Genomic DNA, 22,769 nt, shown 5'->3' on the forward strand with positions numbered 1-22,769 from the left:
TTGTGGCGGATCGGCTGTTCCGAAGGCAGCCCAATTAATGACAAATTAGCAATCGCTATGCCAACAACAACTGCCGGAGAAAATAGATGGCAGTCCTCTTCTCTAAAACGGTTGTCGACTGCGCCTTTATTGCGGAGCTGACACAGTCATAGTGGTGTAGCACTGCTCCGCAGTCAGGTTCGATTGCTGAGTCGCTCGGCCGCAGATTGGACGGCAATTCTTACTTGTTCGGGTGCTGTGCCCCCAATGTGGTTTCTGGCGGCGACGGAGCCTTCGAGTGTCAATACATCGAACACATCGGTTTCAATGACAGTCGAGAATTGTCTCAGCTCTTCCAATGACATATCCGAGAGGTCCTTGTTTTCAGCAATGCCAAATGCCACGGATTTGCCGACAATTTCATGGGAGTCGCGGAAGGGGATGCCTTTGCGAACGAGATAATCGGCGAGATCGGTGGCCGTTGAAAAGCCGCGGCGTGCAGCTTCACGCATGGACTCTTTCTTTGGTTGAATCGCCGGGATCATGTCGGCAAAGGCCCGCAGGCAATCCTTGACGGTATCCACGGTATCAAAAAGCGGCTCCTTGTCTTCCTGGTTATCCTTATTGTAGGCCAATGGTTGCGACTTCATAAGGGTCAACAATGCAACTAAATGGCCATTAACCCGGCCCGTTTTACCCCGAACCAGTTCGGGTACGTCGGGATTTTTCTTCTGTGGCATGATGGAAGAACCCGTGCAAAAGCGATCCGGCAGCTCAATAAAATCAAACTGCGCGGAGGTCCACAGAATGAGTTCTTCGGAAGCGCGGGACAGATGTGTGAGCAGGATGCTGGAAAATGCACAAAATTCAATGGCAAAGTCCCTGTCGCTGACAGAATCCAGGGAATTGCGGGTGGGACCATCAAACCCCAGTAAATCTGCGGTCATATATCGATCAATGGGGTAGGTGGTCCCTGCCAGGGCTGCAGCACCGAGGGGTGATTGATTGAGACGTTTTCTGCAGTCGAGCAATCTGCCGTAATCGCGTTCCAGCATTTCAAACCAGGCCATCAGATGGTGACCAAAAGTGACTGGCTGAGCTGTTTGGAGGTGGGTGAATCCGGGCATGATGGTCTCTGCCTGGGCTTTTGCCAGGCCCAGAATACCCTGTTGCAGACGGGTCAACTCCGCACCGATGGCGTCAATTTCATGTCTCAGCCAGAGTCTGATATCTGTGGCCACCTGATCATTTCTTGAGCGCCCGGTATGGAGCTTTTTGCCGGTTATGCCGATTTGTGAGGTAAGTGCTGCCTCCACATTCATGTGGACATCTTCCAGTGCCAGGCTCCACTCGAATGTACCGTTTTCAATATCCGTCAGAATAGTCGTCAGGCCATTTTTGATCGACTCAAGTTCATTTTCATTAAGTACCCCGACTTCGGTCAGCATGGTGGCGTGGGCGATGGAGCCCTGAATATCCTGTGGGGCGAGGCGTTGGTCAAAGTCGACAGAGGCCGTAAATCTGGCCACGAACGCATCTGTGGCCTCATTGAAGCGGCCGCCCCAGGATAGATTGGTATCTTTTGAATTGCTCATCGGTAAACTGAACCTTTATAACTTGTCGGACCACAGATAAAGTACTGCGGATGCAGGAAAAACCTGATTATAGCAAAGCCGCGTGAAACGCGAGTGAAACAGGATGGGTTGGCGTTGATGGGAATCGTGGATCGGTGGAAGGCGAATAAATCCGGGGCTGCACAACTGTTTCTTCGGGAAGGGGATACCTTCCTGCCTAACTTTTGCCGCGGTCAGGGATTGCTGACCGTGATTGTTATTTCCGAACTACTGGCACTGATGATTAGTGTCGCCGACAGTGGTCTGCAAAACTTTGACTGGGTCAAGCTGGCAAAAGTGTCCCTGCTGTCCCTTTGGATCGCACTGCTCAGTGCAGTCGTGCTCTGTTTCGCCAATCGATTGCTGTCCGGCGTACGGCTGGTGACTGCAGCAATCCTGTCTTTTCTGCTTATTCTGATGGTCACCCTGTTTTGTGGTGCTGTATCCGAAGGTATTATGTGGTGGTACTCAGCACCTTTGGCTGAGCGCAGTTACAACACTTGGAATATTGCCGAGTATTTGCTTCTGGTGGCGATACCCGCCGGTATCCTGCTTCGTTATCTGTATCTTCAGCAACAGTTGCGGTTGCGCCAGCGAGCTGAACTGGAAGCGCGGATTCAGGCATTGCAATCGAGAATCCGGCCCCACTTTCTGTTTAACAGTATGAACATGATTGCCAGCCTGATTGGTTCTGACCCCGAAAAAGCTGAGCGCGTTGTGGAAGATCTGTCGGACCTCTACCGCTATGCCCTGACGGATGCGCAAACGCTGGTTCCGTTGCGCGAGGAGTTATCTCTTTGCCGCCGTTACATGGCGCTGGAGAAGCTGCGATTGGGTGATCGACTCTCGGCGCGGTGGGAAATTGGTGATTATGGGGAAGGCGTACAGATTCCCTGTCTGACACTTCAGCCAATTCTGGAGAATGCAATTTACCATGGAATTCAGTTGTTACAGGAGGGTGGTGAAATCACTATTTCTGTCCAGCGAATCCGGGACTGTATTGAAATTGTCGTCTCCAATCCATTGCACCGAGCGCTCCAACAGCACCGGGGTAATAAAATTGCACTGCAGAATGTCCGGCAACGCCTGCGGGCGCATTTTGGTTCCGGGGCCAGCGTCACTGCGGAATCCGGTGAAAGTTGCTATATTACTCGCATTAGCTACCCAATCGGATAGTAGGCTTGGCGATGAGAATACTGATCGTTGATGATGAACCACTCGCCCGTGACCGTCTGAAAAGAATGTTGTCGGTGATTGATAGTTGCATGCATGTCGGTGAAGCTGGCAGCGGTGAACAGGCCCTTGAGGTGGCTGAGAAGTTCAGCCCGGATCTGGTGTTTATGGATGTGCGGATGCCGGGGATGGATGGCCTTGCAGCTGCCCAGTATCTGTCGGATTTTGAGCCGCCGCCAGCGGTTATCTTCTGTACCGCTTACGACGATTATGCCGTCGAGGCTTTTTCCTCTCAGGCGATCGGTTACCTGCTCAAGCCGGTTAAACAGGTGGATTTGGAAAATGCCATTCTGCGCACCAAGCGAATCAATAAAGCACAATTAATCGAGTTGCAGGATTCGCCTGTCTATCAGACAGATGGTAGGAGCCATATTGCTGCCAAAAATCGTCGGGGTATCGACCTGGTCGCCATTGCTGATGTGCGGCTGTTTCAGGCAGATCATAAATATGTAACGGCCTATCATACCCAGGGCGAAGCACTCCTCGACGAAACACTGAAAGAACTTGAGGATGAGTTCGAGAACCGGTTTTTTCGCATTCATCGCAATGCACTGATTTCAATCCCGCATATTGAAGGCCTGGAACGCAATCTTGAAGGACAGTTTTTTGTCCGCCTTCAGGGAATGGATATTCGCCCACAGGTTAGCAGGCGTCATGTGGCGCCGTTGCGTAAACTGCTCGAGCAGATGTAGGGCAGTTAACTGCATGTAGCTGGGGTTGCGTTGTCTGCCGACAAAGATCCCAACCCAATCTGTTATGATGCGCCGTTTGCAGGCAATGGTCGTTACTATCATGTCAAAACACCTTCGTATCGCAACCCGTAAAAGCCCCCTGGCGCTCTGGCAGGCAGAGTATGTCAAAGAGCGGCTGCTGCAACTCCATCCGGATCTCGAAGTGAGTCTTGTCACCTTTACCACTAAAGGTGACAAGATACTGGATGTGCCATTGGCGAAGGTTGGCGGCAAAGGGCTTTTTGTCAAAGAGCTGGAAGTTGCCATGCTGGAGGATCGGGCAGATATTGCGGTTCACTCGATGAAAGATGTGCCCATGGAGTTTCCGCAGGGTTTGGGTCTCAGTGTGATCTGTGAACGAGAGGACCCCACCGATGCTTTCGTGTCCAATCATTTTGCGCGACTGGAAGAGCTGCCGTCCGGCAGCCGGGTCGGAACATCGAGTCTGCGTCGCCAGTGCCAGCTCCGGGAGGCTTTTCCCGAGCTGTTGGTCGGCGATCTGCGAGGCAATGTCCAGACGCGTCTCGGCAGGCTGGACAGTGGTGAATTCGATGCTATTTTGCTGGCGACGGCCGGGCTGGTAAGGCTGAAAATGGAAGAGCGCATCAGCCTCCGGCTGGCGCCGGAGCAGTGCTTGCCTGCAGGTGGACAGGGGGCCGTGGGCATTGAAAGTCGTGTTGGCGATGACTGGGTTCAGGTGTTGCTGAAGCCGCTACATGATGAGGCCACAGCGGAGTGTGTCATGGCAGAGCGCGCCATGAATCGACGTCTGGAAGGAGGCTGCCAGGTGCCGATTGCCTGCTATGCCATTCACCGTGGAGAACAGCAGATTTGGCTGAGGGGCCTGGTCGGCTCTCCCGATGGTACCCGGATCATACGAGACGATATCAGCGGCAGTGTAAACGACGCCGAAGCATTGGGTGTTGAGCTGGCAGAACGCCTTTTGCAGCGGGGTGCCGGTGTCATTCTGCGTGAGGTCTACGAGAATCATTGAGTCGAGCGGAATGAGCCGGTTGAATGTGTTGTTGATAAGGCCGCTCCTGGAGCAGGATGAGCTTGTGACATCGCTGGAGCTGGCGGGGATACAGATTTACCGCTATCCGGTAATGAAAATAGAGCCCGTACTAGCCCCGGATGCCAAATCGAGAATTCTGGACTTCGATCACTATCAGATAGCGATATTTGTCAGCCGCACTGCAGTCCGGTTGGGGGTTGATTGGCTGGAAAATTACTGGCCGATGTTACCGGTGGGTGTACGCTATTATGCGGTAGGTAAAGCCACAGCGACGGAACTTGCAGAGCGTGGAATTTGCGCTGAGTCGCCCAAGACAACCTTTAACAGTGAAGCGCTATTGGGATTGGACTCTCTTCGGTCCGTTGCCGGCCAGAAAGCGCTGATTTTTGCCGGAGAAGGTGGTCGTACGCTGTTGGCCAAAGAGCTACAGAAACGTGGTGCGACAGTGGATCGCTGTGAGTTATACCGGCGCTGCATAATGAAAGACTCCGCCGGTAAAATCGCCAGACTGCTGACAGATAAAAAGTTGGATCTGGTGGCTGCCCATAGTGGAGAGTTGGTTCATAATCTGCTTGCAGTCGTTCCCGCCGAACTCCATGGCGCACTCTGCCAGTTGCCTGTCGTTGTGCCGGGTGAGCGGGTTGCAACCATTGCGAGAGACCTGTCGTTTGGTCGGGTTCTCACTGCCCCATCGGCGGCGCCAGAGGACATGGTCTCGACTATCCTTGAGTGGTACAGTAATAAAATCTAGATCTGTGTTACACGTTTGCCGTGGATAGCTTGGCTACAGAAGACAGTTAATTACACCGTCAGTCTCAAAGCCCAGGCCAATCGTTATAATGAACTCCAATCACCATCGCCAGGAATCGAGTCAGTGGATAATGACAAGCAGCCAGATGACAACAAACAGCCAGTAAATCCGGAAAAGTCTGCAAACCGACAGTCTGCTCAAGCAGGTGATTCGGTATTGACGCCTTCCGGGGAGATGTCCGACCCACCTCCCGCAAAACCTTCTAAAACCTCCAGTTCCACGAAAAGCACGACCCCTGAAAAACCGGTCAAAGCTTCATCGGGCAGGCCAATGCTGATTTTTCTGATGATCCTCCTGATACTCACCATTGCCGCAGGTGGGACCGGTGGCTGGTGGCTTTATCATCAGCAACAGCGTCAACCGGGCATCCAGGGCGATTTGACTGTCCTGCGAGCTGATGTTGAACGTCTGCGGCAGAGTCTGACTGAGGAAAGGCGTTTGCGAAGTGATCTTGCTGCGGGTTCAAGTCAGGCTGACCAGGAGCTGACGCTCAGAATGAATCGTCAGGCCAGCCGGCTCGAGGAAATTTCGACGCCCTCCAGAAAGGACTGGAAACTGGCCGAGGCCGAGTATCTGCTCAGGCTGGGTAATCAGCGACTGCTGACCGAGCGGGACAGTGATGGTGCGCTGGCCTTGTTGCAGTCCGCCGACAGTATTCTTCGCGACCTTGATGAAGTCGAGTTATTGCCGGTTCGTGAGGTGCTGGCAAAAAATATCGTCGCCCTCAAGTCTGCCCCCGTAGTCGATACAGACGGACTCTATCTTGAATTAAAAGCGATTGCCGGGGAGGTGGGCGATTTACCGATATTGGCACCCCAGATGCCGGAATTGACAGGGCAGGTCGTGCCAGTTGAGGCCGCTACTGATCAGGCTGATACCTGGTATGACCCGCTGGTCAGGGTGTTTTACAGCACCTTAAACCAGATTAGCCAGATTGTTCGCGTCACGCATCGTGAAGAGGCCGTCAAACCAATACTGTCTCCCCAGCAGGAACAATTGATTCGCCTGAGGCTTATGACGGTTCTGGAGTCGGCTCAGCTGGCTATGTTGCGTGAGCAACAGGTGGTTTACGACGAGAGTCTGGCTCTAGCCCAACAATTGCTGGCTGATTATTTTAAGCTCAATGAAGCGCGTTCAATGGCTTTGGTTGAGCAGTTAAGTGAGCTGCAGCAGCGATCAGTGGTTCAACCGCGCACGGATATTTCGGCTGGGCTCAACGCGCTGCGTGATTACATCGATAGTTGGCGTCAACGTCATGATCTGGATTCCCGGGGAGGTCAACAGCGGTGAGAAAGTTGCTGTTGTTTATCGTATTGATTGCCCTGATTGGCGGGGTCGTTGCGTGGCAAATGCTGGAAACCAGTGGTTATGTGTTGATAGCCGTCGGTAACTATACCGTTGAAATGAGCCTTTGGGCGCTGCTGTTTTTACTGCTGCTGGTGTGGTTTCTGCTCAGAACGGGGGGCTATTTTTTTCGATTGCTGGTAGAGCCCGGTAGACAGCTTGTTCGTCAGCGTGTGACCTCCAGACAATCGCGTTTTCGTGCACGGACTGCAAAAGGGTTGTTACAATTTATCGAAGGTCGCTGGGATCTGGCTCGTCGCAATCTCAAGCGCGCAGCCCGACATTCCGATATGCCGCTGATCAACTATCTGGCTGCTGCAAATGCAGCGCATGAACTCGGTGACCGTCTGGATGCCAACCGACTGCTTTTGAAAGCAGAACAAACCGACCCCGGCGGTGAGTTGGCTATCGGGTTGGTTCAGGCAAGAATGCATCTGCATAGTGAGCAGTACGAAGAAGCATTGGCGATTCTGCAACGCCTCTATGCTGGTGAGCCTGACCACCCTCTGGTATTGCGTTTATTGCAGCAAGCCTATAGTGGGCTGGAGGACTGGACTAGCCTTGAAAAGCTGCTGCCGGACTTCAAGCGTTACCGGGTGTTTGATGAGCGCACACTGGGGCAGATTGAAGTGGATATTTACGCTGCGCTCCTGGCCGGAATGGCGGCTCCGGCTCAACATAGTGGTTCGGCAAGCCTGGTCAAACTCTGGCAGGATATACCCCGTCATGTGCGTTCAAAGCCATTAATACTGGATACCTATATCAACAGTTTGTATCAATTGGGCGATTATGCCCGGGTGGAGGATTTGCTGCGAAAAACCCTCAAATCCAGGTGGGACGAGAAGTTGGTGAAGTTGTTCGGTGTGGTGGATGGCGGAGATCCGCGCCGACAATTATTGCTCGCTGAGCGCTGGTTGCGAGAACGTCCCAATGATGCTGTTCTGATGCTCACGCTGGGCAGGCTTTGTCTTCGTAATCAGCTTTGGGGCAAGGCACGGGATTATCTGGAAAGCTCCTTGTCGCTCAAAGCAGATCCCGAGACTTATGCTGAACTTGCCGGTTTGATGGCCAGACTGGGCGAGCATGAGAAAAGTGCACGTTACTATCAGCAGGGGTTATCTTTTTCTACGGGCATAGGCCAAACACTCGGTACTTAGTCTGAGTGGCTAACAGCAAAAAGGCGCCTCTAAGGCGCCTTTTTGCTGTTCTGGTTAACGGGCCGTTAAAGCTTGGGGCCCGCATTTAAAACAGCGTCAGTGACTTCAAATCGTTTGATATTTTCAATAAAAAGTCCGGCGAGCTTGCTGGCCTGTTCGTCGTAGGCAGCCTTGTCTTCCCAGGTTTCGCGGGGGTTAAGGTAGCGGGTGTCAACGCCCGGCACCGTGAGGGGGATATCCAGGTTGATCAGTGGCAGCCGGACGGTTTCCACGTCCTCCAGGTCGCCGTTCTGGATGGCGGCAATAATGCCTCGTGTCACCGGGATCGGGAACCTGGATCCTGTGCCACCCGGCGCTCCCGAGCCCGCCGTCCATCCGGTGTTAACCAGGTAGACACGACTGTCGAAATCGTCGATACGCTTCATCAGCAACTCGGCGTATACATTAGCTGGGCGGGGCATAAAAGGGGCCCCGAAACAGGTGGAAAAGGTTGGCTGAATGCCTGCACTTCCGCCCACTTCCGTGGAGCCTACTCTGGCTGTATAACCACTTAGAAAGTGATAGGCGGCAGCCTCTTTTGAAAGAATGGATACCGGTGGTAAAACGCCGGATACATCACAGGTTAAAAAGATGACATTTTTCGGTTCACCGGCACGGTTTTCCAGGCAGCGCATCTCCACATGCTCCAGCGGATAGCTGCAGCGGCCATTTTCTGAAAGGCTGGTGTCATCGTAATTGGCCGTGCGACCGGCATTGACGACGACGTTTTCCACAATGGCGCCAAAGCGAATCGCATCCCAGATGACCGGTTCATTCTTTTGGCTCAGATTGATGGTTTTGGCGTAGCAGCCTCCCTCCATGTTGAACACGGAGCCTTTTGCCCAGCCGTGTTCATCGTCGCCGATAAGGTAGCGATTAGGGTCGGCAGAGAGGGTGGTTTTTCCGGTGCCCGAGAGGCCAAAGAACAGGCAGACATCACCGCCGGCGCCGACGTTGGCAGCACAGTGCATGGGCATGACATCTTTTTCCGGCAACAGGAAGTTTTGTACCGAGAACATGGCTTTTTTCATTTCGCCAGCGTATTTTAGCCCTGCAATCAGTACCTTTCGCTGTGCGACATTGATAATACCCACGGCATCACTGTTGGTGCCATCTCGTTCCGGGTCACAGACAAAATTCGCAGCATGGAGAATTTTCCATTGTTCCTTGCCGGAAGGATTGTATTTTTCCGGACGAATAAACATGTTATGGCCGAACAGGTTGTGCCAGGCGGTTTCGGTAGTAACTTTGACCGGTAGGTAGTGTTCTGAATCCTGGCCCACGTGCAGGTGGGACACAAAGCGATCACGATCCGCCAGATGGGTTTCCACGCGATCCCACAATGCATTGAATGCCTCTTGCGGAAAGGGGCGATTTACGGGGCCCCAGTTGATGTCATCCCGGCTGCTTGGTTCATCTACAATGAAGCGGTCCGCCGGTGATCGGCCGGTTCGGTTGCCGGTGACAGAGAGAAAGGCGCCTGTATCGGTCAGGTGGCCTTCCCCGCGCTGGAGGGCCAGTTCAATCAGCTCGGCGGAGCAAAGATCGGTGTAAACGTTCACCGCAGAATCTTCGATTTGCGTCATCAGTAATATCGTCCTGTAGGGGTTTCCGGTCAGGTTGTCGGCCCTGCTGGAGCCGAAGGGGTGGCAATTATGCCAGAAAAAATTCCTCTAGTGGAGCACCGGGGGACTTTCGTCGAACAGCCGTTGGATATCATCGCGGGTAAACGTGTAATGCTGGCCACAGAAATGACAATCAATGGCCACCAGCCCGGCTTCATCAAGGATGCTGTTGAGCTCTTTTTCTCCGAGGGAAAGCAGTGCCTGAGAGATACGCTCTTTTGAGCAGCTGCAGTTAAACTGGACGGGTTTTGCTTCGAATAGTCTCAGCGGTTCCTGGTGAAAAAGGCGGTGAAGTTGTTGTTCGTGGTCGAGCGTTAGCTGCTCTTCGGCCGTGATTGTGTTGGCCAGTTGTGTGGTGTGTTCCCACATCTGCAGATTTTCTTCCGCCGACGTTTCCAGCTGCCTGGGCAATGCCTGAAGCAGCAAGCCAGCAGCCCTTGGTGAATCAAGTTCGGTGTCGGCCGCCAGCCAGATCCGGGTCCTGAGTTGTTCAGAGCGAGTGAAGTAATCCTCCAGACAGTTGGCGAGATTTTCTGACTCCAGTGGAACAATACCCTGGTAGCGCTCGCCGTTACTGGGGTCAATCGTCAGGCTCAAGGTTCCCATGCCCACGAGTGCTGCGAGTGGTTCATCGGTATTAAAGTCATAAGCGCGGTCAAAACTGGCAATCGCTCGCAGGTTGTGGTGGCGGGTACAGTCAGCCATGATCATCGAGAGTGGACCCGGCCCCTGGGCCTGAAGTGTCAGGACGCCATCAAATTTGAGTGTTGCACTGAGCATGCCTGCAGCCGCCATGAATTCCCCCAGCAGGTGCTTGATCAACTGAGGATAATTGCCGCGGGCGATGGCTTCGCCATAGCTTTGTTCCAAGGTTAAAATTTCGCCGCGAATATCAAATTGATCAAAGATAAATCCTTGCAGTTTGTCCCTGTCGGGCATTTGGTGGCTCCTCTGAAACGGGCGATGGAATTTAGTGTGGTTCCGGAGAGTTGTCCAGTGTGGTCAAGTTTCTTCCGGGTTCAAATGTAGGTGGCTACGAGCAATGGATCTGGATTTGTTGTGCCAGCTGTTTTGCCCGTTGTTGTCGTTCCTCTTCGCTAATGATGATTTCATTGCCTTCGCTATCTTCGAAAGCAACCCTGCCACGCAGTACACGGAGCTGGTTGCGTGCTTTCTGGCAGTCCCTTTGCTTATGTAGATGCTGTTTTTCCTGCTCAGCCTTTTGTCGGGCGTTAAACGATTTTTCTTCAGGTGTTTCTCCCGGGAAAACAGTCTTGAGCTTTTCGGTTTCAGTAGTGCTGGAATCGTTGTTGAGGGGGCGCAACTGCCCCGATATATCTTGCGCAGTAGCGTTGTTCTCTGGCTGTTTATCCGAAAAATGTACTTTGCCACTTTCGTCAACCCAGCGGTAAATGGCCGCCTGGCTCAGGGGCGTCAGGCATAACAGCAGGGCAAGGATGCGTGCTTTCATGATTGGTTCTGCTCCTTGAATCGGTGGATTTGCCGGCGCTGCTTTTTGCTGGGCCGCTCGTCGGAAAAGCGAATGCCCTGCTGGGCGACTTTGCGTTGAAGCGCCTGTTGCTCTCGTCTGACTCGGCTTTGTTCCGTTTCTGTATAGAGTTTCGCCGCGTCATCGGCGCCCCGACGCTGGGTGCTGAGCTGCTCCACCAGAACGGTTTTTTCATCCCACCCCTGCCGTATATCGAGGACGGTCCCCACTGTGATCTCTTTACTGGGCTTTGCACGATGACCATCAATGTGGACTTTGCCGCCTTCAATAGCCACTTTCGCCAGTGCGCGTGTTTTAAAGAATCTCGCAGCCCACAGCCATTTATCCAGACGGACCTTCTGATCAGGTATTTTTTCATTCGCCATCGGGCAATATCTCGTCAAAGTGAATGATAGACGGAAACTCCTGGATGATGATGGGTGCTGTTCGGCTATCCGGTTGGCTGATAGCCAAAAGGTGGCCGATGCCATAGGCGGCTGCCGCTTTTAATACTTGCAAAGAGTCGTCGATAAACAATGTTCTGGCCGGGTTGAAATGTTGCCGGCGTTCCAGTAATTGCCAGAATATGGGGGATTCTTTGGGGTGGCCGAATTCGTGGGAGCTGTAGACTTGGTCCAGTAGGGGTTTGATGCTGGTGAGCTTCAGCTTGAGATCCAGGCTCTGGGGGTGGGCATTGGTGATGAGGATTCGTTGTTTACCATGGGCGCCCAGTTGTTCGAGAAACTCCTGCACGAAGGGGCGCTCAGTGATCAGGTAATCAATCTCTCCTTTCAGCTGACGAATATTCAGCGATAATTCCTGGGACCAGTGTTCCAGGCAATACCACTCCAGCGTACCGCGTTTTGCGTTGAGTCGTTTGTGCAGCTCGGGTGTTGTCTTGCTCGCGCAGAGTCCATGATGTTCTGCATAGCGGCGGGGTAGGTGGGTGAGCCAGAAAAAATTATCGAAATGCAGGTCCAGCAGCGTGCCGTCCATGTCGAGTAGTACGGTGTCGATAGTATTCCAGTCGATCTTCACAGCTATAATGGTCTGCCACGTTATCAAGGTATTGTTCAGTATGCCGACAAAACCCCTCATATTGAAGCGGCGACAGCTGGCCAAAACCCGGTTGTTCCAGATTGAAGAGCAGGACCTGCAGTTTGCCAATGGTGCTCGGCGTGTTTATGAGCGGTTGCTGCGATTCGGGGAGGGTGCGGTACTGATTGTTCCCATGCTGGATGATGAAACAGTCCTACTGGTTCGGGAGTATGGTGCCGGCATCGGTGATTATCAGATTGCCTTGCCAAAAGGCGCCATAGATCCCGGAGAGGGTGCGTTGCAGGCAGCCAACAGGGAGTTGATGGAGGAGGTGGGCTATGGTGCGCGCGAGCTGCAACTCATCAAAAGTCTGACACTGTCACCCGCTTACATGGAGCACGATATCCTGGTCGTTTTGGCAGAGGGGCTCTATGAGAGCCGATTGCCCGGCGATGAGCCAGAAACTATTGAGGTGATCCCCTGGAAGCTCGACGACCTGGCCGCATTGGTGTCCCGGGATGATTTTACGGAGGGACGGTCAATTGCTGCATTGTTCTTGGTCAGAGATTTACTCAACAATCGGGCAGCGATAAAGCTGTGAATCACCCTTTTCTGAAAGACATCATGGCGCTCGCAGTGGATGCAGGTAAAAGCATAATGTCATTTTATCACAGAGGCGATCCTCTCCCGGTGATGACCAAACAGGACCGTTCGCCGGTGACTGAGGCAGATTATAGCGCTCACCGGGTATTGGCGGCTGGGTTGCCGGATTTGCTGGCTGTTCCAGTGCTGTCGGAGGAGTCCGAGCCCCCTTCGCTTGATGTCAGGGTCCATTGGGGGAGCTACTGGCTTGTTGATCCGCTGGACGGTACCCGGGAGTTTCTGGATGGCAATGATGAGTTTACGGTCAATATCGCACTGGTTGAGTCAGGGATGCCCAGCCTGGGGGTGATCTATGTCCCTGTCACGGGCATTGGTTATGCCGGGGGCCCGGGTCTTGGAGCATTCAAATATAAAAATCAGCAGTGGTCTGAGATTCAGGTGCGGACGGAGGCCCAGCGTCGCCTGCTGGAGGAGCCTTTCAGGTTGGTGGCAAGCCGTCGGCACGGAATATCAGAGGTTAGTCGGCTGGCAGAAAGGCTGAGGTGCTCTCTCGGTAATGTGGTGATTTCCGAGGTTGGCAGCTCATTGAAGTTTTGTCATGTCGCCGAGGGGTACGCCGATTTATACCCGCGCTTTGCCCCCACCAGCGAATGGGATACCGCAGCAGGGCAGGCAATACTTGAAGCCGCAGGCGGGTGCGTGGTGGGACTGGATTTTCGCCCTCTCGCTTATAACAGCAAGTCTGACTTTCTCAATCCTTTTTTTTATGGATTGGGTGACGGTGCTTTCCCCTGGCAGAACCTGTTAACCACGCTGGGGGATGATCTAGAATAGATCTTCAGGTCTCGGGCCTTGTGATGAACCGAAGCCGTCATCAGATGACCTGTGGTTGTCCATCAGAGGGGGGACATCCTCGTCCCGGAAAATTTCAAACACAGCATTGCTGTGGCCCGGCCCGACCCGCAGCCCTGTGTCAGGATCAATTCTCACCATCACCACACCTTCCGGTTGTGGGCGACTGATTTCCGGTTTGTCTGCCAGTGCCACCCGCATGAAGTCCATCCAGATTGGCAGAGCCGCAGAGCCGCCATATTCATTTCTGCCCAATAACAGGTTTTGATCAAAACCAAGCCATGCAGTGGCGACAATGTGTGGGCTATAGCCTGAAAACCAAGCATCTCTCGGACCATTTGTCGTGCCGGTTTTTCCTGCCAGATCCGTACGTTTTAGTGCCAGTGCCCGCCTGCCTGTTCCCTTGAGAATAACGTCTTTGAGAATGGAGTCCATGATGTAGGCAACCCCCGGCTCAATGATTCTTTGCGCATTGGGTGGGGGTAAATACAATTGTTCTGGCGCGTGAGGGTTGACGTTGGCTGCGTCATTATCGGAGGGCTGCGTGGGTGGAGTGACATCCCTGTTGTCCAAAGCATCGGGTTGTCTGTGGTCACAATTCTTGCGGCAGACGGTCATGGGAGCAGCCTTGTATAGCAGTTTGCCGGCAGAGTCTTCCACGCGATCCACCAGGTAGGGTTCGACCCGATAGCCACCGTTGGCCAGCGCTGCATAGCCGGTGACAATCTGTAATGGGGTGACGGCATGGCTGCCCAGTGCCAGTGACAAGTCCCTGGGAAGTTTACTTTCATCAAAACCAAAACGTTTCAGTCCATCGATGGCTTTGTTGATGCCAATAGATCGCATCAACCTGATAGAGACCAGATTTCGGGAAAGATAGAGCGCTTTGCGCAGACGGGTGGGCCCAAAAAACTTGCCACCATCATTTTCAGGGCGCCAACTCTTTTCCAATGACCCGTCGTCGAATACCACTGGCGCATCATTGATGATGCTGGCCGGCGTAAATCCGTTTTCCAGTGCAATCGTGTAGATAAAGGGTTTGAAGTTGGAGCCCGGTTGGCGCTCAGCCTGGGTTGCCCTGTTGAAATTGCTCTGGCGGAAGTCGTAACCTCCGATCAATGCCTGAATGGCGCCATTCTCGGGATCAAGGGCAACAATGGCGGCTTGGGCTTTGGGTAGTTGGCCCAGTTGCCACGACTCCTGATGTTGCCGAATTCTGATGAGGTCGCCCACAGAGAACAGCTCATCTGCTGTTTTTATGGGTGCGGAGCGGTTGCTGGGGCTTATATAGCGCCGAAGTCCCTTGAGGCCGTTTTCCCAGGCAATTTCAATCGTCTCAGCGAATTCTGTCTGAACGACCAGGGCCTGGGGTTTTATCTCGGAGATAATGGCGGGAACCAGGTTTCCGTAGGTTTGCGTCTGACGCAAGGTTGTCTGCCAATCCTCAGGCTGGGGTAGATTTTTTTCAGGGCCACGAAAACCGTGCCGGCTATCGTAGGCGATCAGCCCATCCTGAACGGCCTGCTCGGCAGCTTGCTGCAGCTGGCTGTTGACGGTCGTTATTACCCGGTAGCCATCGGTGTAGGCGGACAGTCCCACCATATCAACGATCTCCCGGCGGGCCATTTCTGCGATATAGGGTGCATCGAGTTCAGTCAGATAGCCGTGATAGCTGGCACTGACCGGTTCGTTTCGCGCCGACAGGTAAGTCGCTTCATCAATATGATTCAGTTCGAACATTCGCTTCAGGATCCAGTTGCGCCGAATCAGGGCCCTGGTTGGGTTGGCAATGGGATTAAAGGCGGAAGGTGCCTTTGGTAAGCCCGCCAGCATGGCCACTTGAGCCAGATTGAGGTTATCAATCGTCGTGCCATAGTAAACTTGGGCGGCGGCCTCAATGCCGTAGGCGCGATTGCCCTGGTAAATCTTGTTGGCGTAAAGCGTGAGAATCTCGTCTTTGCTGAGTTCGTCCTCAATACGCAATGCCAGCAGAATTTCATTGAACTTTCGGGTGAATGTTTGTTGACGGGTGAGGAAGTAATTGCGGGCTACCTGCATGGTAATGGTGCTGCCGCCGGTTTGGATCTCGCCAGTGCTGATCAGCTCCGAGGCGGCCCGCAGCAGGCTGGTAATATCCACGCCGGAATGCTGATAAAAGCGATCATCCTCAGCGGATAACAATGCTTGTATATAAATGGTGGGAATTTGCTCGAAGGTGATCGGGTTGCGTCTTTTTTCACCAAATTCACCAATTAGATGCAAATCTTGTGAGTAAATTCTCAAAGGTGTCTGCAGTTTTACCTGTCTGAGGCTTTCAGAGGAGGGTAGTTTGGGGCTAAGGTAGAGATACAGGCTCCCGGTTGCAATCAGTGTACAGCCCAGAGCGGATAGAGCGAGCCAGACTAGTATGACGGTGATTTTGTAAAAGCGGTGAATCATGTGGAGACCGTTTAAAAAAACAGCATGCTATTATAGAGCCAAAAGAATAGGGACACACTACTTGCAAACTTGCAAAAAATAGTTAAAGTCCTGACTTAGTTGCTTTGCGTAACCTTGGGAAAAGAAAACAAAAATGGGACTTCTCAGTTTTCTAGACCAGCAACCCAAAAGTTTATTGGGGCTGGACATCACATCTTCTGCTGTGAAGTTGCTGGAGATCAGTCGTAACGGTAATCGTTACAAGGTTGAAAGCTACATGGTGAGGCCTCTGCCACCGAACACGGTTGTAGAAAAAAACATCAATGATGTGGAGGCGCTCGCTGAGATCATTCGCAAAGTGGTAAGCCAAGCCAAAGCCAAGGCCCGGGATACTGCGGTTGCCGTCTCGGGTTCGTCGGTGATTACCAAGGTGATTGAGATGCCAGCCGATCTCAATGATCAGGCAATGGAAACCCAGATCGCCCTCGAAGCAGATCAGTATATTCCCTATCCCCTCGATGAGGTTGCGCTCGACTTTGAGGTGATCGGCCTCTCGGATAACAATCCCGAGCAGGTCGATGTTTTGCTGGCTGCGTGCAGGCGGGAAAACGTCGATTCTCGTGCGGATGCACTGGAGCAGGCCGGCCTTAACCCCAAGGTGGTTGATGTTGAGGTTTTTGCGGTCGAGAGAGCTTTCGAGCTGTTGTCTACGCAATTGGAAGAGCTGGGTGATCAGGTGGTCGCTATCGCGGACATCGGTGCCACCATGCTGACGCTGAGTGTTCTGGTAAACGGCAAAACAGTTTACACGCGGGAGCAGTTATTTGGTGGCAAGCAGGTTACCGAAGAAATCCAGCGTCGTTACGGTTTGTCTCTCGAAGAGGCCGGCCAAGCCAAAAAACAGGGCGGCCTTCCGGAAGACTATGTCTCAGAAGTGTTGGAGCCATTCAAGGATGCCCTGGTCCAGCAAATATCCCGTTCCCTACAATTCTTTTTTTCGTCCAGCCAGTACAACTACATTGACCAGTTGATCCTGGCGGGAGGCGTGGCTGCTATGGAAGGGCTGCGTGAGGAAATTGAGGGCAAGCTGGGATTGCCCACGATGATTGCAAATCCCTTTGCGGATATGGAAGTGTCCAACAAGGTGAATGCCGTTGCATTGTCTAACGATGCCCCGGCCATGCTAATTGCCGCTGGGCTTGCATTGCGGGGGCTTGAATAAGATGGCCAAGATCAACTTGCTTCCCTGGCGCGAAGCACTTCGCGCGGAAAAGAAAAAAGAATTTATTACGCTTATTTGTGTGGTTCTGGTTGCTGCTGTGATCAGTGCATTTGGCTGGGATCGCATGCTCTCCAGCCAGATAGAGACCCAAAACGACAGAAATTCCCTGCTGAAGGCCGAGATTACCAGACTTGAAAAACAGGTCGCTGAGATTAAAGAGCTGAAAAAGCGCCGTCAGGATTTACTGGATCGTATGGAGGTAATTCAGGAGTTGCAGGGCAACCGGCCGGAAATAGTCAGAATTTACGATGAGTTCGTTCGATCGGTGCCTGACGGTGTTTATTTCACCAAAATGACCAGAAAGGATGATCAGATTTCACTGGAAGGGTATGCAGAGTCAAACAATCGTGTCTCCACTCTGATGCGTCAGCTTGATGCCTCCTACAAATTCACTGAGCCAAACCTTACCAAGGTACAAGCCAATGATGTCCTCGGTGAGGACGGAAGCCGGTTTGAGATGAAGGTCAAAATTGTCAATACACCGGTTGCGCAAGGGTCGCCGAGTGAGACTGCTGAGGGAGATACCTGATGGCGCTAAGTGATTCCTTTCAGCAATTAAAGGATTTTGATTTTACTGACCTGGATTTTGACAGTATTGGCGTATGGCCCCTTCCTGTCAGAGTGCTGTTGTTGATCGTGGTGTTTTCCCTGGTGTTGGCCGGTACTTATTACTTCCATGTCAAGGATCTTGGTGTACAGCTGGAGCAATCTAAAGCCCAGGAAGTCAAGTTAAAAAACAACTTTGAACAAAAGGCATTCCAGGCGGCAAATCTTGAGGCATACAGGATTCAGATGGCGGAAGTGGAAAAGCTTTTTAGCGCTCTGCTGGCGCAGCTGCCAAGTGATACTGAAGTACCTGGATTGCTGGAGGACATTACGGAAATCGGTCATGGTGCAAGCCTGAATATTTCCAGTATTACTCTCCAACCCGAGCGGTCAGCGGAGTTTTATGTGGAGCTGCCAATAAAAATTGTTGCTGAGGGTGGTTATCATGATGTGGGTGCCTTTGTCAGTGGTGTGGCAGGCCTGCCACGGATAGTTACGCTGCATGACTACAGTTTGTCAGCTAAAGGGAGTGGGGGGCTTTTGGCGCTGGAAATCCAAGCCAAAACCTACCGCTACAAGACACAGGAAGACTAGGAAATGACCAAGTTGAAGGGTTTAACTTTCCTGATTGCCGGCTGTGTCCTGCTATTGGGTTGTTCGGGCGATAAAAGCTATAACGATTTGCAAAATTACATGCAGGAGATCAAGGCGCGGCCTGTCGGGGAGATTGAGCCCCTGCCCACTTTCCGTTCTCACAAAACTTTCCGATACGGTGCTATCGCCATGCGGAGTCCCTTCGACGCCCCACTGCTCGCTGGTTCGGCGGAAAGTGTTGCTGGTAGGAGTACGGTAGAGCCACCCAGCGAAAATCGGAAAAGGGAATACCTCGAAAGCTTCAACTTTGCTGCGTTGTCCATGGTGGGGACCCTTTCCAGGACGGGGCAGATGTGGTCGTTGATCAATGACGGGAGTGGTGGGATTCATCGGGTTACTGTCGGAAACTATTTGGGAAAAAATTACGGACGGATTACCTCCATATCGAATGCCAAGGTAGACGTAATTGAAATTGTTCCCGACGGGAAAGGAAACTGGGTAGAGCGTCCGCGCACCCTGGGTCTGAATGAGAAAGACTAATCGAGAGGTTTGGGGAAACTGAGATGAAAGGCTATCTGAAAAAGAGCATATTGGTATTGGCCGGGTGTTTGGCCTGTTTGGGCCTGTCATCACAGGTATTGGCTGAGGTGGTGCTCGAGGATATCAGCTTTGCGACTTTGCCAGGTGGCCGCTTCGAAGTCCGTATGGACTTCTCCGAGACCCCCCCTGCTCCGGATGGTTACACGATAGACAACCCGGCCAGAATAGTTCTGGATTTGCCCAGTGTAGCCAGTGCACTGGATCAAAAGAAATATGCTCTATCCTTCGAAAATGCCAGAAGTGCAGTGGTGTTGGGCACGTCAGATCGTACCCGCGTCATTCTGAATATGCTGAAAATGGCGCCCTATGAAACCCGTATAGATGGAAACAGCATTGTTTTGTTGGTGGGTACTAACGACGGTGTCGCCAGAAGTACAATAGGCCAAGCCAGTATTGCCGGGGCTGCGCCTAGCGAAGATCGCACCAGTGCCCCCACTTATAGCATTCAGGGTGTTGATTTCCGCCGTGGCGAGGAAGGTGAAGGGTTGGTGGTCATTGACCTGTCAAACCCGGCGACAAGTATTGATATTTCCCAGTCTGGTGGCGATGTCAAACTGCGCTTCTTTCGCACGATGTTGCCGGAGTCACTCGATCGTCGGCTGGATGTGGTTGATTTCGCTACACCTGTAAAGGAAGTTGATGCCAGCTTTGATGGCTCTACCTCAACGGTGTTGATAAAAGCTGCTGGTGAATACGATTACATGGCTTACCAGACAGATGATCAATACATTGTTAGCCTGAAACCCCTCTCAGAAGAAGAGCTGGAAAACCAAAAATCCAAGTTTGCCTATGTCGGCGAAAAACTGTCGCTGAATTTTCAGGACATTGAAGTCAGGTCAGTATTGCAGTTGATTGCTGACTTTACCGATCTGAACCTGGTGGCCAGTGACACGGTGTCAGGTAGCATCACCCTCCGCTTGGAGAATGTTCCCTGGGATCAGGCCCTCGATATTGTGTTAAAGGCGAAAGGGTTGGATAAGCGACAGGAAGGCAACGTGTTGATGGTTGCCCCGGCGGCTGAAATTGCAGAGCGGGAACGGCTTCAGGTTGAAGCCAATAAGCAACTTCAGGAGCTGGCACCACTCAGGACTGAATTTATTCGAGTGAAGTATGCCGATGCGAAAGCGCTTTATGAGCTATTTGATGTTCGTGGAGGCAGTAGTGGCGGTAGTTCTGGAAGTCGCACAGCCACTGACAGTATTCTGTCCGAACGGGGAGCCGCGATTGTCGATAACCGCACCAACACGATTATTCTCACTGACACAGAAGATAAGATCCTTGAGTTCAAGCGGCTGATTGATCAAATTGATATTCCAGTCAAGCAGGTTCTGATCGAAGCCAGGATCGTCATTGCCAACCGTGATTTCAGAAAAGAGATCGGTGCGCGGGTGGGCTTGCAGGGCCTGCGCAACCCAGGTAATTCACAGTTCGGTTTCTCGGGTTCATTGGAGGGTTTTGATGGCGGGGTGAACCCGATTGATGCTTTTGATGGCACACCGGGTATCGGTTCCATTCTGGTGAATGATGCCGGGTTGGGAGTGGATCTTGGCGTAGAAGACCCCAATGGCAGCTTTGCGCTGGAGCTTTTGACCAACAATACGTTCATTGACCTAGAGCTCAGCGCGCTGGAAAACGAGGGCAAGGGTGAAATTGTTTCGCAACCCAAGGTGTTGACTGGCGACAAGCAGCAGGCCTCGATCAAAACCGGTACTGAAATTCCCTATCAGAATGCAGCATCAAGTGGTGCCACCGCCACCCAGTTCAAGGAAGCGGTGCTTTTGCTTGAAGTGACCCCGCAGATTACGCCGGATGGTCGTATCGTAATGGACATTAATGTGGCACAGGATTCTGTGGGTGACCTCCTGCCTACCGGAGAGCCAGTTATTGAAATTACCCAGGTTGAGACAAAAGCCATTGTTGGCGATGGTCAGACCCTGGTGCTTGGCGGACTGTTCCAGATGCAGACTGTCGACAATGTGGAGAAAGTCCCGTTCCTGGGCGATGTTCCCTACCTGGGTCGCCTGTTCCGTCACGATATCGAGGATATTCAGAAGCGTGAAATCCTGATTTTTATCACTCCCAAAATACTGAATGAAGCTTTGCTTGATTAATGACAAAACCCCACAACATCTTCCTTGTCGGTCCTATGGGGGCCGGCAAGACTACCATTGGCCGACTCCTTTCAAAGACGCTGAAACTTCAATTCATTGACCTTGATACCGAAATAGAGAAACGATGCGGTGCCGATATCCCCTGGATATTCGACGTCGAGGGTGAGGTCGGTTTTCGCAAACGTGAAAGCCAGTTGTTGAATGAAATTACAGCATCTACAAATATCCTTCTCGCCACGGGCGGCGGCGCTGTGCTCAATGAGCACAATAGAGCACTTTTGCAGCAAAGGGGGTATGTCGTTTATCTGACGGCCTCGGTGGATCAATTGCTGGAGAGGACAGCACACGATCGGAATCGGCCACTACTGCAGGTGGATGATCCCGCTGCTGTCATTGACTCCCTACTTCACGAACGCGATCCTCTTTATCGTGAAATAGCCGATTTGGTGGTTGCTACCGAGCAGAAAAAGCCCCAGCTGGTCGCTGATGAAATCGCAAGGACTATTCGCCAGCTAAACAGCTGATGTGATAAATTCTATACCCCTTTTTTTACTGTTAAAGAGTGACACATTGTGGACGCTGCCAATCAGCTCATTGTCGAACTAGGTGATCGTAGTTATCCAATACATATTGGTGAGGGGCTACTCCAGACAAGCGACGTTTTTGTACCCTATATCCAGGGTGAGCAGGTATTGATCGTGACCAATGAAACGGTTGCGCCCCTTTATCTTGGCTCGATTGAAAAAAGTCTTTCCCGTTACCAGGTCGATACATTGGTTCTGCCTGATGGTGAGCGCTACAAAACGCTGCAGTATCTCAATAAAATTTATGATCGGCTGCTTGAAAAAAGGCATAACAGAAGTACTACACTGATTGCCCTCGGTGGCGGTGTTATTGGCGACATGACTGGTTTTGCTGCAGCTACTTACCAGCGTGGTGTGAATTTCATTCAGGTTCCCACCACGCTGCTCGCCCAGGTAGATTCTTCTGTGGGGGGGAAAACAGCCGTCAATCACCCGCAGGGAAAAAACATGATTGGCGCGTTTTACCAGCCTGAATGCGTGATTGCCGATACGGCTACCCTGAAGACCCTACCTGAAAGAGAGCTCCATGCCGGCCTCGCCGAAGTGGTCAAATATGGTTTGATCGCCGATGAGGATTTTTTCTGCTGGCTTGAAACCAATGTGGAGCAATTGATGGGTAAATGTCCCGACTCGCTGGCAGTTGCAATCATGCGTTCCTGTGAAAACAAGGCAAGGATCGTCAGCCAGGATGAGCGGGAGACGGGTATTCGGGCAATACTTAACCTTGGGCATACCTTCGGGCACGCCATAGAGACGGCGCAGTCGTATACAGACTGGCTCCATGGTGAGGCGATCGCCGCTGGAATGGTTATGGCGGCTGAACTCTCCAGGTTACTGGGGTGGTTGCCTTCCGATGATGTCCTCCGTGCCAGAGAACTGCTTGGTCGGTGTCAACTGCCGCTATGGGCTCCCCCTACGATGAGTGCCGATAGGTTTCTCGATTTGATGGCGGTGGATAAAAAAGTCATGGATGGGAGTCTTCGTCTGGTTTTGCTCAAAGCGATAGGTCAGGCTATAGTGACCTCCGAGTTTGATCACCAACTACTGGGAGAGTTGCTGAAAAGCAGGTTATGACAGAAAATACTGCCTTGGCTGCCTGTCCATA

General features: G+C 52.3%; 22 protein-coding genes. 15 read left to right on the forward strand and 7 right to left on the reverse strand.

The genetic code is table 11. The features are described 5' to 3' along the window. Positions 1-173 precede the first annotated feature (173 nt). Positions 174-1,574 carry an argininosuccinate lyase gene (gene argH / locus AACZ64_RS00965; protein WP_339639596.1) on the reverse strand — a complete coding sequence of 467 codons (1,401 nt, stop codon included), beginning with the start codon at positions 1,572-1,574 and terminating at the stop codon, positions 174-176. 93 nt (positions 1,575-1,667) lie between these two features. Here argH and AACZ64_RS00970 point away from each other — a divergent pair, with 93 nt between their 5' ends. The 6 genes from AACZ64_RS00970 to AACZ64_RS00995 all read left to right on the forward strand — a co-directional run bounded on the left by AACZ64_RS00970 (position 1,668) and on the right by AACZ64_RS00995 (position 7,883). Beyond that, positions 1,668-2,768 carry a histidine kinase gene (locus AACZ64_RS00970; RefSeq protein WP_339639597.1) on the forward strand — a complete coding sequence of 367 codons (1,101 nt, stop codon included), beginning with the start codon at positions 1,668-1,670 and terminating at the stop codon, positions 2,766-2,768. Between the two features lie 11 nt (positions 2,769-2,779). After that, positions 2,780-3,517, forward strand: coding sequence for a LytTR family DNA-binding domain-containing protein (locus tag AACZ64_RS00975; RefSeq protein ID WP_036858451.1), 738 nt, complete (start codon positions 2,780-2,782; stop codon positions 3,515-3,517). Positions 3,518-3,614: 97 nt separating this feature from the next. Next, the gene (gene hemC, locus AACZ64_RS00980; RefSeq protein ID WP_293614021.1) at positions 3,615-4,550 is read left to right on the forward strand and encodes a hydroxymethylbilane synthase; all 936 of its coding nucleotides are present in this window, start codon (positions 3,615-3,617) and stop codon (positions 4,548-4,550) included. A 10-nt stretch (positions 4,551-4,560) separates the two neighbouring features. Next, on the forward strand, positions 4,561-5,322 hold the full coding sequence (locus AACZ64_RS00985; RefSeq protein WP_293613873.1) for a uroporphyrinogen-III synthase: 762 nt from the start codon (positions 4,561-4,563) through the stop codon (positions 5,320-5,322). A 123-nt stretch (positions 5,323-5,445) separates the two neighbouring features. Beyond that, on the forward strand, positions 5,446-6,672 hold the full coding sequence (locus AACZ64_RS00990; protein WP_339639598.1) for a uroporphyrinogen-III C-methyltransferase: 1,227 nt from the start codon (positions 5,446-5,448) through the stop codon (positions 6,670-6,672). Beyond that, a complete protein-coding gene (locus tag AACZ64_RS00995) occupies positions 6,669-7,883 on the forward strand; it encodes a heme biosynthesis HemY N-terminal domain-containing protein (RefSeq protein ID WP_293613871.1) in 1,215 nt (404 codons plus the stop codon). The genes AACZ64_RS00990 and AACZ64_RS00995 overlap by 4 nt, the downstream gene beginning before the upstream one ends. Before the next feature lie 65 nt (positions 7,884-7,948). On the opposite strand, the gene AACZ64_RS01000 is transcribed toward AACZ64_RS00995, so the two are convergent. The 5 genes from AACZ64_RS01000 to yrfG form a co-directional block, all read right to left on the reverse strand. After that, positions 7,949-9,508, reverse strand: a complete 1,560-nt coding sequence (locus AACZ64_RS01000; RefSeq protein WP_339639599.1) for a phosphoenolpyruvate carboxykinase — start codon at positions 9,506-9,508, stop codon at positions 7,949-7,951. Positions 9,509-9,595: 87 nt separating this feature from the next. Continuing rightward, entirely contained in the window at positions 9,596-10,486 is an 891-nt protein-coding gene (hslO, locus tag AACZ64_RS01005; RefSeq protein ID WP_293613869.1) for an Hsp33 family molecular chaperone HslO, read from the reverse strand. A gap of 94 nt (positions 10,487-10,580) precedes the next feature. Further along, positions 10,581-11,018 (reverse strand): DUF4124 domain-containing protein, encoded by a 438-nt coding sequence (locus tag AACZ64_RS01010; RefSeq protein ID WP_339639600.1) that lies wholly within the window; start codon positions 11,016-11,018, stop codon positions 10,581-10,583. Beyond that, positions 11,015-11,422: a S4 domain-containing protein gene (locus tag AACZ64_RS01015; protein ID WP_036858445.1), complete on the reverse strand. Its 408-nt coding sequence runs from the start codon at positions 11,420-11,422 to the stop codon at positions 11,015-11,017. Before AACZ64_RS01015 ends, AACZ64_RS01010 begins: the two co-directional genes overlap by 4 nt. Beyond that, on the reverse strand, positions 11,412-12,083 hold the full coding sequence (yrfG, locus tag AACZ64_RS01020) for a GMP/IMP nucleotidase (protein WP_339639661.1): 672 nt from the start codon (positions 12,081-12,083) through the stop codon (positions 11,412-11,414). The genes AACZ64_RS01015 and yrfG overlap by 11 nt, the downstream gene beginning before the upstream one ends. A 31-nt stretch (positions 12,084-12,114) precedes the next feature. On the opposite strand from yrfG, the gene nudE reads away from it, so the two are divergent. Both nudE and cysQ read left to right on the forward strand, forming a co-directional pair. Continuing rightward, the gene (nudE, locus tag AACZ64_RS01025; protein WP_293613867.1) at positions 12,115-12,675 is read left to right on the forward strand and encodes an ADP compounds hydrolase NudE; all 561 of its coding nucleotides are present in this window, start codon (positions 12,115-12,117) and stop codon (positions 12,673-12,675) included. A gap of 11 nt (positions 12,676-12,686) precedes the next feature. Then, positions 12,687-13,511 carry a 3'(2'),5'-bisphosphate nucleotidase CysQ gene (cysQ, locus tag AACZ64_RS01030; RefSeq protein WP_339639662.1) on the forward strand — a complete coding sequence of 275 codons (825 nt, stop codon included), beginning with the start codon at positions 12,687-12,689 and terminating at the stop codon, positions 13,509-13,511. On the opposite strand, the gene AACZ64_RS01035 is transcribed toward cysQ, so the two are convergent. Then, on the reverse strand, positions 13,503-15,968 hold the full coding sequence (locus tag AACZ64_RS01035) for a penicillin-binding protein 1A (RefSeq protein WP_293613865.1): 2,466 nt from the start codon (positions 15,966-15,968) through the stop codon (positions 13,503-13,505). The genes cysQ and AACZ64_RS01035 overlap by 9 nt on opposite strands. A 133-nt stretch (positions 15,969-16,101) precedes the next feature. Here AACZ64_RS01035 and AACZ64_RS01040 point away from each other — a divergent pair, with 133 nt between their 5' ends. From AACZ64_RS01040 to aroB, 7 genes are read left to right on the forward strand one after another with little or no spacing between them, the layout of a single operon-like run. Continuing rightward, positions 16,102-17,169 (forward strand): pilus assembly protein PilM, encoded by a 1,068-nt coding sequence (locus AACZ64_RS01040; protein WP_293613864.1) that lies wholly within the window; start codon positions 16,102-16,104, stop codon positions 17,167-17,169. Position 17,170: 1 nt separating this feature from the next. Then, the gene (locus AACZ64_RS01045; protein ID WP_293613863.1) at positions 17,171-17,758 is read left to right on the forward strand and encodes a PilN domain-containing protein; all 588 of its coding nucleotides are present in this window, start codon (positions 17,171-17,173) and stop codon (positions 17,756-17,758) included. Next, complete coding sequence (locus AACZ64_RS01050; RefSeq protein WP_293613862.1) at positions 17,758-18,369, forward strand: type 4a pilus biogenesis protein PilO; 612 nt, start codon at positions 17,758-17,760, stop codon at positions 18,367-18,369. Before AACZ64_RS01045 ends, AACZ64_RS01050 begins: the two co-directional genes overlap by 1 nt. A gap of 3 nt (positions 18,370-18,372) precedes the next feature. After that, positions 18,373-18,909, forward strand: coding sequence for a pilus assembly protein PilP (locus AACZ64_RS01055; RefSeq protein ID WP_293613861.1), 537 nt, complete (start codon positions 18,373-18,375; stop codon positions 18,907-18,909). 23 nt (positions 18,910-18,932) lie between these two features. Beyond that, on the forward strand, positions 18,933-21,080 hold the full coding sequence (locus AACZ64_RS01060) for a type IV pilus secretin PilQ family protein (protein ID WP_293613860.1): 2,148 nt from the start codon (positions 18,933-18,935) through the stop codon (positions 21,078-21,080). Next, positions 21,080-21,604 (forward strand): shikimate kinase AroK, encoded by a 525-nt coding sequence (gene aroK / locus AACZ64_RS01065; protein WP_036858438.1) that lies wholly within the window; start codon positions 21,080-21,082, stop codon positions 21,602-21,604. Before AACZ64_RS01060 ends, aroK begins: the two co-directional genes overlap by 1 nt. 45 nt (positions 21,605-21,649) lie before the next feature. Then, complete coding sequence (gene aroB, locus AACZ64_RS01070) at positions 21,650-22,738, forward strand: 3-dehydroquinate synthase (protein ID WP_200877085.1); 1,089 nt, start codon at positions 21,650-21,652, stop codon at positions 22,736-22,738. Positions 22,739-22,769: the final 31 nt, after the last annotated feature.

The sequence above is a fragment of the uncultured Porticoccus sp. genome, assembly GCF_963975625.1.
GTDB lineage: Bacteria > Pseudomonadota > Gammaproteobacteria > Pseudomonadales > Porticoccaceae > Porticoccus.

What these genes read in the sequence shown, in the direction of transcription:
- AACZ64_RS01040 (WP_293613864.1), top strand. Translation starts at nt 16,102, where the DNA reads ATGGGACTTCTCAGTTTTCTAGACCAGCAACCCAAAAGTTTATTGGGG.
- AACZ64_RS01010 (WP_339639600.1), bottom strand. Translation starts at nt 11,018, where the DNA reads ATGAAAGCACGCATCCTTGCCCTGCTGTTATGCCTGACGCCCCTGAGC.
- AACZ64_RS01055 (WP_293613861.1), top strand. Translation starts at nt 18,373, where the DNA reads ATGACCAAGTTGAAGGGTTTAACTTTCCTGATTGCCGGCTGTGTCCTG.
- AACZ64_RS00975 (WP_036858451.1), top strand. Translation starts at nt 2,780, where the DNA reads ATGAGAATACTGATCGTTGATGATGAACCACTCGCCCGTGACCGTCTG.
- aroK (WP_036858438.1), top strand. Translation starts at nt 21,080, where the DNA reads ATGACAAAACCCCACAACATCTTCCTTGTCGGTCCTATGGGGGCCGGC.
- AACZ64_RS01035 (WP_293613865.1), bottom strand. Translation starts at nt 15,968, where the DNA reads ATGATTCACCGCTTTTACAAAATCACCGTCATACTAGTCTGGCTCGCT.
- AACZ64_RS01045 (WP_293613863.1), top strand. Translation starts at nt 17,171, where the DNA reads ATGGCCAAGATCAACTTGCTTCCCTGGCGCGAAGCACTTCGCGCGGAA.
- AACZ64_RS01060 (WP_293613860.1), top strand. Translation starts at nt 18,933, where the DNA reads ATGAAAGGCTATCTGAAAAAGAGCATATTGGTATTGGCCGGGTGTTTG.
- argH (WP_339639596.1), bottom strand. Translation starts at nt 1,574, where the DNA reads ATGAGCAATTCAAAAGATACCAATCTATCCTGGGGCGGCCGCTTCAAT.
- AACZ64_RS01015 (WP_036858445.1), bottom strand. Translation starts at nt 11,422, where the DNA reads ATGGCGAATGAAAAAATACCTGATCAGAAGGTCCGTCTGGATAAATGG.
- AACZ64_RS01000 (WP_339639599.1), bottom strand. Translation starts at nt 9,508, where the DNA reads ATGACGCAAATCGAAGATTCTGCGGTGAACGTTTACACCGATCTTTGC.
- AACZ64_RS01050 (WP_293613862.1), top strand. Translation starts at nt 17,758, where the DNA reads ATGGCGCTAAGTGATTCCTTTCAGCAATTAAAGGATTTTGATTTTACT.
- hslO (WP_293613869.1), bottom strand. Translation starts at nt 10,486, where the DNA reads ATGCCCGACAGGGACAAACTGCAAGGATTTATCTTTGATCAATTTGAT.
- nudE (WP_293613867.1), top strand. Translation starts at nt 12,115, where the DNA reads ATGCCGACAAAACCCCTCATATTGAAGCGGCGACAGCTGGCCAAAACC.
- AACZ64_RS00985 (WP_293613873.1), top strand. Translation starts at nt 4,561, where the DNA reads ATGAGCCGGTTGAATGTGTTGTTGATAAGGCCGCTCCTGGAGCAGGAT.